Here is a 15,407-nt window from a genome sequence, read left to right as displayed (position 1 = left end):
AAACACCAAACCAGGTAACAAGAATGATCGATGTGCAGCAGGCGCCGCCTTTTACTACTGAGATAGCTCGCCCCAACTGGTCGGCAGTATTTGCCGTCGCGTTTTGCGTGGCCTGCCTGATTACGGTGGAATTTCTGCCGGTGAGCCTGTTGACGCCGATGGCGCAGGATCTCGGCGTCTCGGAAGGCGTCGCCGGGCAGTCCGTTACGGTAACGGCGTTTATCGCTATGTTCGCCAGCCTGTTTATTACCCAGATCATCGGCAAAACCGATCGCCGGCGGGTGGTTATCGCCTTTTCCGTGCTGCTGACGCTCTCCTGTTTGCTGGTTTCGTTTGCTGATAATTTCACGCTGCTGCTGGTTGGCCGCGCTTGTCTGGGGCTGGCGCTGGGCGGTTTCTGGGCGATGTCGGCGTCATTGACCATGCGTCTGGTGCCTGCCCGCAGTATCCCCAAAGCGCTGTCGGTGATTTTCGGCGCGGTGTCGATCGCGCTGGTGATTGCCGCGCCGCTGGGCAGTTTCCTCGGCGGGATCATCGGCTGGCGGCACGTATTTAACGCGGCGGCGCTGATGGGCGTAGCCTGCATAATCTGGGTCTGGAAGGCGTTACCGGCAATGCCAGGGCAGACCGAGCATCACCAGAATATGTTTGGTCTGCTGAAGCGTCCGGGCGTGCTGGCCGGGATGATCGCGATTTTTATGGCCTTCGCCGGGCAATTTTCTTTCTTTACCTATATTCGCCCCATCTATATGAACCTGGCGGGATTTGACGTTGATGGGCTGACGCTGGTGCTGTTGAGCTTTGGTATCGCCAGCTTTGTCGGCACGTCGTTCTCTTCCCATATTCTGAAACGTTCCGTGAAGCTGGCGCTGGCCTGCGCGCCGCTGATCCTGGCGATAAGCGCCTTAGTGCTGATTCTGTGGGGCACCCATCAGGTGGTCGCGGCAGGGATCGCGGTTGTCTGGGGGCTGTCGTTCGCGCTGGTGCCGGTGGGTTGGTCAACGTGGATCACCCGCTCGCTGGCCGATCAGGCAGAAAAAGCAGGATCAATCCAGGTCGCGGTGATCCAGTTGGCGAATACCTGCGGGGCGGCCGCGGGCGGTTACGCGCTGGATACGCTGGGGCTGCTTTCGCCGCTGGCGATCTCCGGCGCGCTGATGCTGTTAACGGCGCTACTGGTGGCGAGCAAGGTGAAAGTGAAGTGATTCGCTACCGCGATAGCGCAGTGTGATACAGCCTGTCGCGGGCGAGGTTTTTCATTTTCACTTCACACATGATGTCGAAGCCGTCAAACGACAGCGCCCAGTCGTTAAGCGTTGGGTTAAAGTAAAAATCCGAATGCGCCCTGAGTTTTGTTTTCGCCACGCTCAGGGCGTTTTGATCCGGGAACCCCTGTTCAGGAATGATGCCCTCCTGGGAGATGGAGTAATGCATCACCGGCGTGACCCCGCGCCAGGACTCGGTAATCAGCGCGATACGCGGATCGTCCGGCTGGAGAAATTCATTCTCTTTCACCCAGTGATGGTGGATATCCACCACAATCGGGCATAACGCTTTCGCCTGTAATACGTCATCCAGCGAGCAGGAAATCTCATCATTTTCCACCGTCAGCATGCGCCGCGCCTCCGGGCTGAGCTTGCCGAACGCGCGTTTAAAGCCGTCGAAACCCGCTTTGCCGTTCATATGAATATTGATTTTGAAATCCTGAAAGGCCTGGCCGTAGCCCATCAGCCTGGCGCACAGCGTGTGGTATTCGACATCTTCCAGCGCTCTTTCCACCACCAGCACATTGTCTGAGGCCAGCACCGAATACTGCCCCGGATGAAATGACAGGCGGATAGCGCTTGCCCGGGCAAATTCCCCGCATTTCGTGAACAGCGGGCGCAGATCCGGCAAAATTTCGTTATACAGCGCCGTGGCTTCGGGCACGGTATAGAGCGGCAGCAGATCGCTGCCAATACGCATCATCCGCAGCGCGGGCGGCTGCCGGGCCATCTGTTCGAAAATCAGAGACAAGTTGGTGAGGTTGGTGGTGGCGAGCGTATGGAGCAGCGTTGCTCGTGCATCATTGTCCAGGCTCAAAAATCGGGTGCGCGTCGTGGATTTGAAGGGAAACGGTTGTTTGAAGTCCGCATCCAGATATTTACACGCAAAGCCTAATTTCATGCGTCCTCCGGGAGATGGCCTCGGCTGAGTGTAGCAGGTCATCGGCGTCAGCCATTGCCGCCAAAACGGTGCGTGGCGAAATAGTGCCCCGGGGTACGGCCTGTCATGGTCCGGAAAAAGTACACGAATGCGCTGTCGCTGGAGAAACCTAACGCCTGCGCAGTATCCGTAATGCGCTGCCCGGTAGAGAGAAGCTCAACCGCCTTCATCAGCCGCCACTGTTGCCGCCACTGCTGGAAAGACATGCCGGTATCACGCCGGAAAATACGGCTAACGGTTTTTTCACTGGCACCGGAGCGCGCTGCCGTTGCCTGGAGCGTCGGTGGGAGTTCGTTGCCGGAAAGATGCCGAAGCCGTTTGTCCCTGGGCATCGCCAGCATCATAGGCTCATGCGCCGCCGCGCAAATTTCTGCCGCACACAGCGCGGCGAGATGGCATAGCGGCACGCCGTCCCAGCGCGCCTCCCACGGCTGTTCAGAAATACGCTCCAGCAGTTCATGGAGTAAAGGCGACACATTTAGTATGGCTGGGGAGCAAGGAAGTGAAGGAAACGCAGAGGGCTGAAACCAGACGGAACGGTAGTCCACCGTATTTTTCATTTCTGCGCGATGGCTGACGCCAGCGGGGATCCAGGCGGCTCTGGTGGGAGGCAGAAGACATAATAACGCGCCCTCATTGAGCGTCAGTCTTATGCAGCCTTGCCGGGTAAACAGGATCTGCGCCATCGCATGTTGATGTAGGCCCGAGTCGTGATGACCTAACTCGGACTGAATACCGATCACTGCGTTGTTCAGCATGTCGGGATTGAACGCGTCATGCGCATTAAGCCAGGCCATTATGTCCTATTTCCGATATAAAAAGTCATTATGTTTATAATGTGGAAAAAATGACTTATCTACAATAGCGCCTCTTTAATTCAGGAGGCGAATATGTTCAGCCGCTTATCACTGGTCATGATGACCGCATTGCTTATGTTCCCGCAGATTGCGGAAACCCTGTACAGCCCGGCGCTTACGCATATCAGCGACCATTTTTTGGTCACCGCAGATGACGCCGCGCAAACCCTGTCCGTTTATTTTATCGGCTTCGCTTTCGGCGTGCTTTTCTGGGGGCGTCTCTGTGATGCCCTGGGACGAAAGCCCGCGATTATTGCGGGCCTGTGCGTGTATGCCCTGGGAACAGCGATCGCGTTAGTTGCCAACGACTTTACCCTGTTGCTCACGGCTCGCGTGATAAGTGCCTTTGGCGCGGCCACAGGATCGGTGGTGACGCAAACGATGTTGCGCGACAGGTTTAGCGGCCATCAGCTTGCCAGTATTTTCTCATTTATTGGCATCGCGCTGGCCATCAGTCCCGCTATAGGCGTTTATGCAGGCGGTGTACTGGCATCCCGTTGGGGTTTCTATGGCGTTTTTATCGCGCTGGCGAGCCTGGCCGTGCTGCTCCTTGCTGGCTGCCTGACGCTCCCGGAAACACGCCCGGCGCAACGCACCCACATCCCGATTATAGCCGTTGTCTCTTGTATGGCGGGCGATAGCAAAATCTGGCTGGCGACCCTGCTTGTCGCCTCTTTTAATGTCAGCCTGTTTAGCTATTACAGCCTGGCCCCGTTTCTTTTCGAACGGCTGCATTATGACGCGCAGGTATTCGGTTACAGCGGTATCGCTCTCGCGGCGGGGTCGGTTATCGGTTCGTCGATAAATCGCGGGTTACTGAAGCAAGGCAAGCGCCTGGAGTGGCTATTGGCTTTCGCCTGCACGGTTAATCTTATTGGCAGCATCGGCGTTTTCTGGCTCAGCCATTCGGTGATGTTCCTGATACCCATGACGCTGGTTACCGCCGCGTTTTCAATGGCGATACCGGTAGTGCTGGGTTCGGCGCTAAGCGCCTATGGAGACTGTCGGGGAACCGCAGGGGCGCTGTTCGGCCTCTGTTATTATCTGTTGATTGGCTGTGGTCTGGCGCTTTCCGGGTGGGGGCAATCCTTAGGTGCGTCTCTGGTAATCAGCGCGCTTTTCTGCGGCATTGCCGCATGGCGTTATTTACCGAAACTCTCTGAAAGGCAATCTTAACCGAGGCGGTGCCGGTGGACGGCTATCACGGCTTACTTTATAAACGTCTCTGTCTCCGTTGATCAAAACCGTGCCGAACGTGGCATTTAAGGACAAATCATGAAACGTATCATTGGCGCGGCCGCTTTTATTGTGCTGGCTCTGATCCCGCCTGCGAGGGCAATCACGTCCCCGGCAATGACAGATTTTCTACAGCAACAGGAAAAGCGGCTTAACGCCAGGATAGGGATGGCGGTAGTGAATGCGCAGGGGGAGCCGGTGTTCGGCTATCGGCAGGATGAGCGGTTCCCGCTGACCAGCACCTTTAAAACGCTGGCCTGTGCCGCGCTGCTTGAGCAGTTGCAGAAAAACGGCGGATCGCTGGATGAACAGGTCACGATCCAACCCGATGAACTGCTGGACTACGCGCCGATCGCCAAAAACTATCTGGCTCCCGCGACGATCTCGCTGGGCACGCTGTGCATGGCGGCGGTGAGTTACAGCGACAATACCGCGGGCAACCGCATTCTGGCGTATCTTGGCGGGCCGGGGTCAGTGACCCGGTTTATGCGTGGCATTGGCGATAACGTGACCCGGCTGGATCGCACCGAGCCGACGCTGAATGTAGCCACGCCTGGCGATGCGCGCGATACCTCCTCGCCGAAAAACATGGCGGCGGGACTGCAAAAAATTCTCACCTCAACGGTACTCACGCCGGCAAACCAGGCAACACTGGATAACTGGATGCGGGAAGATAAAGTCGGTGATGCGCTGTTGCGCGCCGCGCTGCCCAAAGGCTGGGCGATTGCCGATAAAACCGGGGCGGGCGGTTACGGTTCACGGGCGATAATTGCCGCGGTTTACCCGCCGAAGCAGGCACCGTTTTATGTGGCGATTTATCTCACCCAAACGGAGGCGACAATGCAAATGGCCAATGTGGCGATTGCACAGATCGGTGAGCGGCTTTTTGCTGAGTACCGATAGCCATCATGTAGCACTCTGTGGCGTGGCGGGATAACGTTTCCCGCAACGGATCACACTTTTCAGGATCGGTGATATCCCTGTAAAAACCGTGTGTTATTATTCACCCCGTAAATACCTTTCAACTCAACCCGAGGCTTTGATGCTGGAGAATGTCATCATCCGATAATCAGCGCCCCGACCTGTTCAGGCCGGACTGATTATCAATGCGCCGAAATTATATGCGGGCACCGCTGTGTGTTTGCACGTTTTGCACATGATGATGACACAGGTTTTCCAGTATGAATTTATCCCGTCAGGAACAACGTACCTTACACGTTCTCGCCAAAGGTGGACGTATTGCCTACGTCCGCGATGCTTCAGGCCGCGTCACTGCCGTTGAATGCTACAGCCGCGAAGGGCTGCTGGCCGACTGCACGCTCGCCGTGTTTAAAAAACTCAAAACCAAAAAACTGATCAAATCCGTCAATGGCCAGCCCTACCGCATCAATACCGCGGGTCTCAACAATGTTCGGGCTGAGCTTGATAACCGTTAAGGAGAACACAATGGATATCCCACGTATTTTTACTATTAGTGAAAGCGAGCACCGCATCCACAATCCGTTCACGCCACAGAAATACGCCACGCTTGGCCGGGTGCTACGTCTGAAGCCGGGTGCGCGGATCCTCGACCTGGGTTGCGGATCGGGGGAGATGCTCTGCACCTGGGCGCGCGATTATGGTATCACCGGCCTCGGCATCGACATCAGCCCGCTATTCAGCAAACAGGCCACCCTGCGTGCTAAAGAACTCGGTGTATCCGGGCAGGTTAATTTCATCCATAGCGACGCCGCCGGTTTTGTGGCTGAGGAGAAATGCGACGTGGCAGCCTGTGTGGGTGCCACCTGGATTGCGGGTGGCGTCCCCGGCACGATTGCGCTGCTGGAAAAGAGCCTCAGGCCTGGCGGCATCATCCTTATCGGCGAGCCGTACTGGCGTCTGCATCCCGCTGATGATGAGACGGCCAGAGCATGTGGCGTCACGTCTGCCAGCGATTTTCTTACGCTTCCTGAGCTTGTCGCCTCATTCGACCCGCTCGGCTACGACGTGGTGGAAATGGTGCTGGCAGACCAGGAAGGCTGGGACAGATATGAAGCCGCTAAGTGGCTAACGATGCGCCGCTGGCTGGAGGAGAACCCTGACGATACGTTCGCTGGAGAAGTCCGGCAGACGCTAACCCAGGCACCTGTACGTCATGTGACCTGGACGCGGGAATATGTCGGCTGGGGCGTGTTTGCCCTGATGGCGCGCTAAAGAGAAGCGGCCGGTATAGCCTGGCGGGCTATACCGGCTTTTAGGCTCCTTCCATCGCACGTTGCACCGCCTCGCCAATCTGCTTAAGCGCATTGCGGTTGCGCTCGTTCGGCGGCAGCGCACAGTTGATGCGCAGACAGTTGCGGTATTTCCCTGACGCCGAGAATAGCGAGCCGGCAGCAACCTGAATGTTCTGAAGCCGTAGTTGCTTACTAACAGAAACCATATCCACCTCTTCAGGCAACTCAAGCCACAGCAAAAAGCCGCCCTGCGGGCGCGTCATGCAAATTCCACACGGGAAATATTGCCGCACCAGGCAGGTGTACGTTTCCATATTTTGTTGGTAAATCTGGCGCATACGCCGCACGTGGCGATGATAGTGGCCGTCGCGGATAAAGGCGGCGACCGCCATCTGGGTCGCCGGTACGCCAAAACTGCTGGCGGCATATTTCATATGCACCACCCTGTCGTAGTAACGCCCCGGCGCGATCCAGCCCACGCGCAGGCCCGGCGCGACGCTCTTGGTAATGGAACTGCACAACAATACGCGACCATCGACATCATACGATTTTAGGGTGGAAGGACGCGGGTAAGCCGCCGCCAGCTCACCGTAAATATCATCCTCAAAAATCACGATATCGTGACGCTGGGCTAATGTCAGGATTTGCCGCTTGCGGTTATCGGGCATGATAAAACCGAGCGGATTATTGCAGTTTGGCACCAGAATCACGCCTTTGATCGGCCACTGCTCAAGCGCCAGTTCCAGCGCTTCAATACTGATACCCGTTTGCGAATCGGTGGGGATTTCGATGGCTTTGATATCGAACCCGCGCAGCATCTGCATGGTGCCGTGATAAGACGGCGACTCGACCGCTACGATATCTCCGGCTTTGCACACCGACAGCAGGGCTATCGCCAGCGCGCCGTGGCAACCGCTGGTCACGACAATTTCATCCGGCGAGACCACTGCCCCGCCGTCCAGCATCAGACGGGCGATTTGCTCGCGCAACTCCGGGCGCCCGGTGAGCATGTCATAACTCAATACCGCTTCCGGCTGATGCTGAGCCACCCGGCTGATTTCGCGCCACAGAGGCTTGAGCCCAGGCTGGTCGAGATCTGGCGACCCGCTGCCAAAAGGGACAATATCTTTATCCCCGCGCGCATCAAGCAGCGTCATGACTTCATCCCACTGGGATACTTCCACCGGGCGCTGAACCGGACGCGTCATGGCCGGGACCGGCGGCTGCGCCTTACGGGGCGAAACAAAATAACCGGAGCGCGGCAGCGGCGTAATAAGCTGAAGGTTTTCGAGCAGCCGGTAAGCCTGCTGTATGGTGCTGATGCTCACGCCGTGTTGCTGGCTCAGCGAACGCACCGAGGGCAAACGCTCGCCGCTGCGATACAGACCCTGTTCAATACGCTCGGCCAGCAGATTGGCCAGATGTTGGTAACGCGTCATGCTGTATCCTTGAGTGGCATCATACAGATTAATAAACCGGTACAGTTTGCCGCTAAAAACGGCATTCAGATAACGTTTTAACCAATCTGTATGTTAAATAAAAGTAGTTTTTGGCTCTGTATTGCCTGGCTGGAATTGCATGATGATAAAGCCTCTAACCAGTGAGGAAAACATCATGGAATTCAATGAAAATCGTTCAAAACGTCCGTTTATCGTGTTTATCTGGCTATGGGAAGCGCTAAAAAAAGGGTATCGCCTTCACCGGACGCGCCGGATTTTGCAGGGCATGAGTGATGAGCAGTTAAAGGATGTAGGGCTTTCGCGCCATGATTTTTAATTTTTCTGGGGGGTTATAGGGCAAATCTTCCGTATAACCCTACCGGGATTAAAACAGGCGTCACAGCAGACAGAAACTAAAGAATTCCCCCATCGCGCCGATCATGATACGTGTGTATTATTTGCGCTGCACTGAGCGACAACTAACCTTAACTCAAATACTTAAGCGCTGAAGCGAAAAGCATCATGAGCACACCGATCAAACGGCTGGAAATCATTAAAAATGCCATTGAGCTGGAAGATGACGACATCATTCAGAACCAACTGGTACGGCTGAGAAACGAAGCGTTTGGCGATGAGCTACAGGCCATCATCACGGCGCTCGAAGCGAAAAACTACACCACCGCGATGGCAGCGATTACTGCCTGGCTGCAAAGCCAGCGTGCCATGACGCAGTGGCGCGATCCGCAAATGGCGGCCAGTAAGCTGGAACTGAAAGCGCTGGAGGAGCGCCTGCGCGATCTCATTGACCGCCGCAATGCGCGGGTACAGCAGTTGGATGAGTTTAACGATCTCTATTTCTCGCGCCTTGGGCCGTTAATGCAGCAGATCCTTTCTCTGCGCAAAACGCTGGCGGAGCTGAACCTGCGCCGCCAGCAGGCTGAAGCGCGTCGCCGTGAAGAAGATTATCGCCGCTGCCAGCACTATATGGCCCAGGCGGTGGAGGTGTTGGCAACGCTCACTCAACGCTGGCGCGAACTGCCGGCGGATTCCGTACAGGCTGCCGATGCGCGTAAGCATCTGCAACAGCAAAGCGATCTGATTGCCAATCTACTCGCCGAAGCGCTGGAACTGGAAACGGGGTTAACCCGCGAAGAAGAGCCTGCGCGGAAGGCCCGGGACCGGGCAAACGAAGAGTTCGAGAAATACCGCGAACAGCACCACGATGCGGAGATTCGGTTGCGTAAAGGCAAGGCGCTGTCGGAAGAGGACCGCAACGAGCTGAAACGGCTGTGGCGCCAGGCAAGCAAGCTCTGCCACCCAGATTTAGTCGCCGAGGATCGAAAAGAAGAAGCGAATGCCATTATGGTACAGCTTAATCAGGCGAAGCAGCGCGGCGATGTGAAGGCCATTCGCTCACTGGTTGCCCGCCTGCAACACGGCTTTGAGCCGCTGATGGCCAGCGACAGACTGAACGATCTGGAACGGATCCGTAAAAGAATGTCGCAGGTTCGCGAGCAAATCGATACCCTGGTGAACGAACTGGCGGAGCTGGAAAAAGAAGAATCCTGGCTGTTGGTCTCGTCGCTGAACAATATGGAAGCGTATTTTGCCCAACAGGAGAAAGCCCTGCACGACGTGCGCGCCTCGCTCGAACACCAGGTTAACGAAGCGCAGAGTGATGTTGCAGCGTAGTAGCGGGCCGTAACGCCTTCAGTCAATTCTATTCCGTTACGACGCCCTTGCGTTTACGGGGTGGCACTAACAGGTTTTCCTGCCGGAACCCCGGTTTTATCTACTGACAGTTGTTCCAGAACGTGGATTAGCGAATCCAGGTGTCGTGCGGCCTGCTCAATACTGGCTCCGGGGGAATTTACTTCTCCCGTTTCGGAAACCAACTGCCGGAGCTGTTCTTCCACCGGGACGGTACCGGCAAACGTGCTGGTAATACGCCAGACAATCGTCTTCAGCTCGCTGCCTGTCAGATATTTACCCTTCTGCCTGTCCAGCGCATCCAACTGTGCCGACAGGGCATGAAGCTGCATCATGCCGTCATGCCAGCCGTTCAGTTCACTGGCAGGCAGCGTTCTGGCTGCCTGATACTGCGCCCACTGCTGCACCAGTGCCCGGGTTGCAGGATCATCCGGCCACAGAGCCTGCGCCTGCGAGACCAGTCCCTGAGCGTAGCGAAGACGCCAGCCTGGCGCCTGGCGGGTGATCCAGTTGACCTGGTTCGTGATATGCGCAATCCACGGTTGGGAATGCGATGGGCTGTTATTCGTTGCGCGGAAGGCGTCTATCTGCGAGGGGGTCATGGGTTCCGGTACACGGGCTACGGATGCGGCCATCGCCTGTGTTGCCTCATCCGGACGTTGGAGCGCCTGCCCGCTAAAAACGGTGGCAGCACTGAGTACCAGTGCAGTCGCCATGCCGGCCATAAAAGCGGGCCAGCGTTTCGGTGTTGCCGGGACGTTCTCTGTTACCTGAACGCCAACTTCAGGCTCTTTCCGGATGACATAGACCAGACGACTGGCCGGAGCCGCTTCTTGCGTTAGGCTCAACGCCTGGTGAGGAATCATGCTGTCAGCAGGGACATCCTCAGGATGAGGGCTGTTTTCGAGTCGGCTTAACGCGCTCTGGATCAGTTGCATCATCGGTTTCATCGGGCAGACGTGACTCAACTCCTGGCGCCTGAGAATACCCTTCATCTCCTGGAGCTGCTTTTCCGCCAGCGCCAGGGCAGGAACATCTGCGGGGCTCAGCGAAAAGGTACGAAAGAGCTTCTGTAACCGCTGTAGCAGACCATTGAGTATCTCTGCCCTGGCATGCGCCGGCTGCGGCCAGAGTTGCGTCCACTGGTGGCTCAGCAGCGCATTCAGGATGTTCAACCCCTCGTTCATCCCGCTGATCCGCGCCAGATGGCTGCGCGCAAGGGTGTACCAGGCGCAGGTCTGCAACTCCACACCGTTTATTTCAAACAGGGAGAGCGAGAGGGCTTCCACCTGTTTCCAGTCGACGTCCGGGCGTGCCGGATGCGTCAGCTTACTCATCTCATCGCGCAACGCCATAAATTCTGACAATGGGCGCGGATCGCCGCCGGTTCTCACCGGGCGGGGGTGTTCGTTATACATATTAAGGTCATCCGTGGGGATTAAGGAAAATCAGGTTCAGAGGCAGTGGCTACCCAGGAAGCAGGGAGGCAATCAGGGTAAAGAACGCGTCTTCATCAAACCGGGCAGGTTTCCCGCTGAGCGTTCCGGCCGGGCGCCATGTCCAGTCATCCTGCATTCCGCTGCGCATAAACAGGCGGTACAAAGGCCGGATATCACCCGCTGTACACAGACTGGCTTCGATACACCCGGTCACACCCTGCCCGTAAAGAAAAATGGGCGTAAACCGGATACTCCGTTGCGGGTAGTGCAGAGCAATGCCCGGGACGGAAAACGCGCTACTGCTTACCAGTAATTCAACCAGGGAGGTGTTTGTGGTTTCAGTGCGGATTTCTGTCCCGGCGAGCCATGTCTCCATGGTCTCCTGCAACTGGCCTATCCGCTGGCGGAACGCCGCGATATCGGCCTCTGCCCGGGTGTTAAAGCTGGCGCTGCGGGGTTGCTGGTCCAGTAGCTTCTTCAAAAAACGTGCTTTAGCCGTCATGCTTTCTCGGTCTGGTGTGAGGTTAGAGGCGGGTCCGGGCATCAAGATACTGCTGCTGTCTGAGGTGGCGTATCAGCACACGGCCTTCGGGCATAAATTCAGTGCCGTAGCGCACCAGGCCAATCCCCCTGAGTTCGGCATCAATCGCATAACGCAGCTCGCCCGGCATGTCCTGCTCAAGCAGCACCACGTTAATTTTCTTCAGCCGCGGTTCGTATTTGAGTAACACGGCCGACAGGGTGCCCATGAGTTGATGGGCTGTACCCGGCATTCCCTGCAAGATTTTGGTCATATCCGGCAGACCGTAGTCCGGCAGATGCGCCAGCGTACCGGCGCGGCAGTTAAGCACACGCTGCATGTTATCGAGTACGGATAAAATCACCTGGTTCTGCTCACTAACCTGACTGAGGGCGAGGCCGCCGGTGAAGTTACCGCTCAGCATTTCATACAGCGATGGCGTGTTGTGTCCCTCTGGCATCAGTCATCCTTTAGCGGCTGTAACGTGAGTTGATTATTCCCGGCTTCCAGAATGCGCGGCTTGTCCGGATCCAAATCGTTGCGTTTGATAACCCGCTTCCAGGTGTTGTTCACCATATCCGGATGACGGAACAGGCCTACCACGGCCACAAACTGTGCGTCCTCTTCCATCGGCATATCGAGGCTTGCATCACCACCCGGTTTCACCACCACATCACGGCTGGCCAGCAGTTCGTCTTTCAGCACAGTTTCGCCATCCAGGAGCAACTGCTGATAGACCGTTTTATCAAAGGCCTTACGGTCTTTTAGCTGGTAGACCCGTACCACGACAGGTTCGGACAGGGAGTTGCTTTCCCGTGCATCGGTGTTGAGCGCTTCACGCGCCGTGAAATCCAGATGCAGGACCTTAATTTTCTTGTAAAACAGAGAGGTATAGACTGATTTTGTGCCATCTGCGACGCCCTGCGTCACACCGCAGCCCGTCAGGCTCAAAGCCAGCACTGGCAACAGCCAGCGTGTAGATTTAGTCAAATTTGTACGTAACACGTCGGTTTCCTTGTTGTGGTGTTGCGGGCTGAAGTCCTGTGTAATAGCCCAGTTCCGTCGTAAAGGTGTGTGGAATATCGTCTGAGAGTTCTGCGCTGTCTGCGCCCAGCACGCCGTTCATGCCAAGCCAGAAAGGGCCATCACCGAGAGGCGGGGCGCTCAGAAGACGGGTACTGACCGTGAGCATGATTTTGGCTTTGAATCGCCAGCCCAGATAGACCCGCAGCATGACCAGAAAATCCTGATACAGCAGGCCATCAGGCTTCCATCCCTGCGCCTCCTGCTCATTATCTGTCGCCAGCGACACCAGCAACTGGCTACTGACATCCATAGCTTCTTCACCGAGCGGCGTGTTGCCATCCATCAGAAAGTCTTCATCGCCGTAAAACCCCAGTGGATAACTGACCTCAACCGGCCGCAGGCAGTATGGACTGACCTTCACCGTGGTATGCGGTGCCAGCAGGCTCACCAGTGACTGCATCCCCTCCTGCGTTTTTCCGGGTTGCTGCAGTACGCCAAGCAGTGACAAAAAGCGCGAAACCGGGGTGGCGATATGCTCTGCGGTCCCCGGAATGCCCAACCCCACCAGCCCCAGCAGTGATTGTGAAGTGCTGTCAGTACCGCCAGGCTCAAACGTGGCCGGGTAAGAGTGTTTACGCCAGATGCGGTAAAACTGCGTCAGGATGCGATGGCTGAAGATATCCAGAAACCCCTGTAGCGCCTCATGCCCTTCCCGCCGCTGGGTGATGTCGTCGAGATAGGCCGTCGGCAACGGTGAATCAACCCCATACATCCCCATAAACGTGGTGCGGATAACCGGCGGCTTGCTGTCATCGTCCTCGTCGTACTCGACGGCTTTCAGTTCACTGGCCGGAAACCCCATCCCGGGATGGGGGGCAAAGCGCACCGGGTCATCGGCGGGATGGCTGGTTGAGCCCATCAGCGGTCTGCCCGGGTTACGCTTCTCCAGTAGCTGGCAGAAACGGTAAAAGTTAATCCGGTGAAGGTCGGCTTCCAGCCGCGGGGTCAGCCGGGAATGCGGCGGTTGTGCTTCTCTTCCCATTCCAGGCGTTCTCCGGTGGGTTGCAGGATGATAATCAAACGATTAAACAGGTAAATATCGGTGTAGAGGGCAAAGAAGCGGCTCAGCATCTCACCGAACAGGCAGATATCGCCGCGACCGGCAAAGCCGTGGCTGTTCAGTGTCACTTCAATTTGCACACCGCGCACCAGATAGCCCTGTTCGAAGCGCTCAGTTTCACTGTGCTTCACCTCGATGATGGCTTCCAGACGACGGCGGTTCATCTCGCTATCTGTCCACTCATACAGTGCCAGGGTGCCGCGCAGCACGTCGGCGTTATCCATCATCGAAAGAAAACCGCTGCCGAGGTGGCTCAGCACGCGCCAGTGAAAGCGGTCCTGCGCCGGTGGATAGCAGGGCAACGTCGGGGCGCAGAGATTGCGCACCACAATGCTGACCGAGGTGGTTTTCATCACCGTATCGAGCACCGTGCTCTGTAGCGCCCGCCGCGGCAACTGACCATTGGTACCGGTGAGCGTCAGCGACAGGCTTTCATCTTCCGGCACGGTGTGATTATCAAAGGCTTCGCCGCCAAGAATCAGCCAGGTGTTATGCAGCCCGGACGGGCCGCGGCGCACGCGGGTGTGGTAGTAATATTCCGGGGCGTCATGGCGCATCATCCCACCTTTATGGCGGAAACTGGAGAACGGTACGTAGGTATGCTGGCTGGATGATATGACCGAGTCCACGGCGTAAATCTCGGTATGGCCGTCCTGCACACGCATCGGACGCAGCATGTACTCTGTCTGTAGGGAGTTTAACGTCAGCGGGTCGGATTCCAGCGGGAACAGGTTAATCACCGGCACGCAATTCAGGCGCAGATGCTTCCCGGTAAAGCTGAAGTCATGCTCCCAGCGTTCAGCCAGCACCACGTCGATTTCAAACCAGCGGAGTTCAGCCGGGAAAGCCACGGTTTCCAGCCCACGCAGGCCGGTAAACATAAATTTCTCACGGAAGGTGAAGTACTCCAGCAACAGCTGGTAACCGCTGAAACTACTGTTGCCCTTCGGCCACAGGTCATCGTCATCACCAAACCCAACTGCGGTGAAATGACCGCCAAGCGGCCTTCTGTCCACATCACCGGGAAGGCGCAACCACATCCTGGCCACATTCATGGTGAAGGCTTCGTGCATGGCACAGGCCAGCGGCGCATCAGCATTGAAGTAGAACGGAATATAACTGAGATCGACACGGCTCCAGTCCGCCAGTTGGCTACAGTTGAAGCGCAGCGTGATAACCGACCGACCATCAGGATCGGTCGCCAGGCTGGCCTGCTCCAGCGACAGCGGTTGAAGTGTAATTTCTTTGGTGGTGGTGTACCGGCAGCGCGTGCCTTTTTCGCCAATGGGCCGGGAATTAATTTCAAAGCCTTTGCCAATGCGCATCGGCTCTTTCATTTCCCGCCACTGCGGTGTGAACTCCACCACGGACATCGACGGAATGGTGCGCAGGTAATGTGGCCACAGCAGGCTGACCAGCCCTTCGGTCAGTTCGGGTAAATCATCATCAAGCTTCTCGCGCAGGCGTCCCATCAGGAAGGCAAAGCCTTCAAACAGACGCTCCACATACGGGTCGCGCGCGCCCGCTTTGTCGAGGTTAAGCATTGCCGCCTGCTCCGGGTGAGCACGGGCGAATTCTTCGCCGGCTTCCAGCAGGTAGCGCATTTCAGCGTCGTAATAACGCAGGGTTAAGTCGTCCATAG

General features: G+C 56.7%; 15 protein-coding genes and 1 pseudogene. 7 read left to right on the top strand and 9 right to left on the bottom strand.

The window, feature by feature from the left end; genetic code table 11:
• The first annotated feature begins 23 nt into the window (after positions 1 to 23).
• Positions 24 to 1,205, top strand: a complete 1,182-nt coding sequence (gene nepI, locus RT120_RS14560) for a purine ribonucleoside efflux pump NepI (RefSeq protein WP_312983617.1) — start codon at positions 24 to 26, stop codon at positions 1,203 to 1,205.
• 4 nt (positions 1,206 to 1,209) lie between these two features.
• On the opposite strand, the gene RT120_RS14555 is transcribed toward nepI, so the two are convergent.
• Positions 1,210 to 2,166, bottom strand: coding sequence for a UV damage endonuclease UvsE (locus tag RT120_RS14555; RefSeq protein ID WP_312983615.1), 957 nt, complete (start codon positions 2,164 to 2,166; stop codon positions 1,210 to 1,212).
• Between the two features lie 47 nt (positions 2,167 to 2,213).
• The gene (locus RT120_RS14550) at positions 2,214 to 3,002 is read right to left on the bottom strand and encodes a helix-turn-helix transcriptional regulator (protein WP_312983613.1); all 789 of its coding nucleotides are present in this window, start codon (positions 3,000 to 3,002) and stop codon (positions 2,214 to 2,216) included.
• 93 nt (positions 3,003 to 3,095) lie between these two features.
• On the opposite strand from RT120_RS14550, the gene RT120_RS14545 reads away from it, so the two are divergent.
• The 4 genes and pseudogenes from RT120_RS14545 to RT120_RS14530 all read left to right on the top strand — a co-directional run.
• Entirely contained in the window at positions 3,096 to 4,238 is a 1,143-nt protein-coding gene (locus RT120_RS14545; RefSeq protein WP_312983611.1) for an MFS transporter, read from the top strand.
• Positions 4,239 to 4,337: 99 nt separating this feature from the next.
• On the top strand, positions 4,338 to 5,201 hold the full coding sequence (gene bla / locus RT120_RS14540) for a class A beta-lactamase (protein ID WP_312983609.1): 864 nt from the start codon (positions 4,338 to 4,340) through the stop codon (positions 5,199 to 5,201).
• A gap of 278 nt (positions 5,202 to 5,479) precedes the next feature.
• Positions 5,480 to 5,734 carry a YjhX family toxin gene (locus RT120_RS14535; RefSeq protein ID WP_312983607.1) on the top strand — a complete coding sequence of 85 codons (255 nt, stop codon included), beginning with the start codon at positions 5,480 to 5,482 and terminating at the stop codon, positions 5,732 to 5,734.
• Positions 5,688 to 6,491: pseudogene (locus RT120_RS14530) on the top strand (SAM-dependent methyltransferase); the annotation flags it as partial. The gene RT120_RS14535 and the pseudogene RT120_RS14530, both read left to right, overlap by 47 nt.
• A gap of 40 nt (positions 6,492 to 6,531) precedes the next feature.
• On the opposite strand, the gene RT120_RS14525 reads toward RT120_RS14530, so the two are convergent.
• On the bottom strand, positions 6,532 to 7,950 hold the full coding sequence (locus RT120_RS14525) for a PLP-dependent aminotransferase family protein (protein ID WP_312983605.1): 1,419 nt from the start codon (positions 7,948 to 7,950) through the stop codon (positions 6,532 to 6,534).
• Between the two features lie 175 nt (positions 7,951 to 8,125).
• On the opposite strand from RT120_RS14525, the gene RT120_RS14520 reads away from it, so the two are divergent.
• Positions 8,126 to 8,287 carry a DUF1127 domain-containing protein gene (locus tag RT120_RS14520; protein ID WP_312983603.1) on the top strand — a complete coding sequence of 54 codons (162 nt, stop codon included), beginning with the start codon at positions 8,126 to 8,128 and terminating at the stop codon, positions 8,285 to 8,287.
• 185 nt (positions 8,288 to 8,472) lie between these two features.
• Positions 8,473 to 9,642, top strand: a complete 1,170-nt coding sequence (locus RT120_RS14515; RefSeq protein ID WP_312983601.1) for a DNA repair protein — start codon at positions 8,473 to 8,475, stop codon at positions 9,640 to 9,642.
• 53 nt (positions 9,643 to 9,695) lie between these two features.
• Here the strand turns inward: RT120_RS14515 and RT120_RS14510 are convergent, their stop codons facing one another.
• The 6 genes from RT120_RS14510 to tssF are packed head-to-tail and all read right to left on the bottom strand — an operon-like array spanning position 9,696 to position 15,405.
• Positions 9,696 to 11,078: a VasL domain-containing protein gene (locus RT120_RS14510; protein WP_312983599.1), complete on the bottom strand. Its 1,383-nt coding sequence runs from the start codon at positions 11,076 to 11,078 to the stop codon at positions 9,696 to 9,698.
• 49 nt (positions 11,079 to 11,127) lie between these two features.
• Positions 11,128 to 11,601 (bottom strand): hypothetical protein, encoded by a 474-nt coding sequence (locus tag RT120_RS14505; protein ID WP_312983596.1) that lies wholly within the window; start codon positions 11,599 to 11,601, stop codon positions 11,128 to 11,130.
• A gap of 22 nt (positions 11,602 to 11,623) precedes the next feature.
• Positions 11,624 to 12,079, bottom strand: coding sequence for a type VI secretion system baseplate subunit TssE (gene tssE / locus RT120_RS14500; protein WP_312983594.1), 456 nt, complete (start codon positions 12,077 to 12,079; stop codon positions 11,624 to 11,626).
• Positions 12,079 to 12,624 carry a type VI secretion system lipoprotein TssJ gene (gene tssJ, locus RT120_RS14495; protein WP_312983592.1) on the bottom strand — a complete coding sequence of 182 codons (546 nt, stop codon included), beginning with the start codon at positions 12,622 to 12,624 and terminating at the stop codon, positions 12,079 to 12,081. The genes tssE and tssJ overlap by 1 nt, the downstream gene beginning before the upstream one ends.
• The gene (tssG, locus tag RT120_RS14490) at positions 12,602 to 13,687 is read right to left on the bottom strand and encodes a type VI secretion system baseplate subunit TssG (protein ID WP_312983590.1); all 1,086 of its coding nucleotides are present in this window, start codon (positions 13,685 to 13,687) and stop codon (positions 12,602 to 12,604) included. The genes tssJ and tssG overlap by 23 nt, the downstream gene beginning before the upstream one ends.
• On the bottom strand, positions 13,651 to 15,405 hold the full coding sequence (gene tssF / locus RT120_RS14485) for a type VI secretion system baseplate subunit TssF (RefSeq protein WP_312983588.1): 1,755 nt from the start codon (positions 15,403 to 15,405) through the stop codon (positions 13,651 to 13,653). The genes tssG and tssF overlap by 37 nt, the downstream gene beginning before the upstream one ends.
• Positions 15,406 to 15,407 lie beyond the last annotated feature (2 nt).

Source organism: Atlantibacter sp. (assembly GCF_032062175.1).
Lineage (GTDB): Bacteria > Pseudomonadota > Gammaproteobacteria > Enterobacterales > Enterobacteriaceae > Atlantibacter.
Note: the sequence above shows the minus strand (reverse complement) of the source record. Positions and strands in the feature narration are given on the sequence as shown.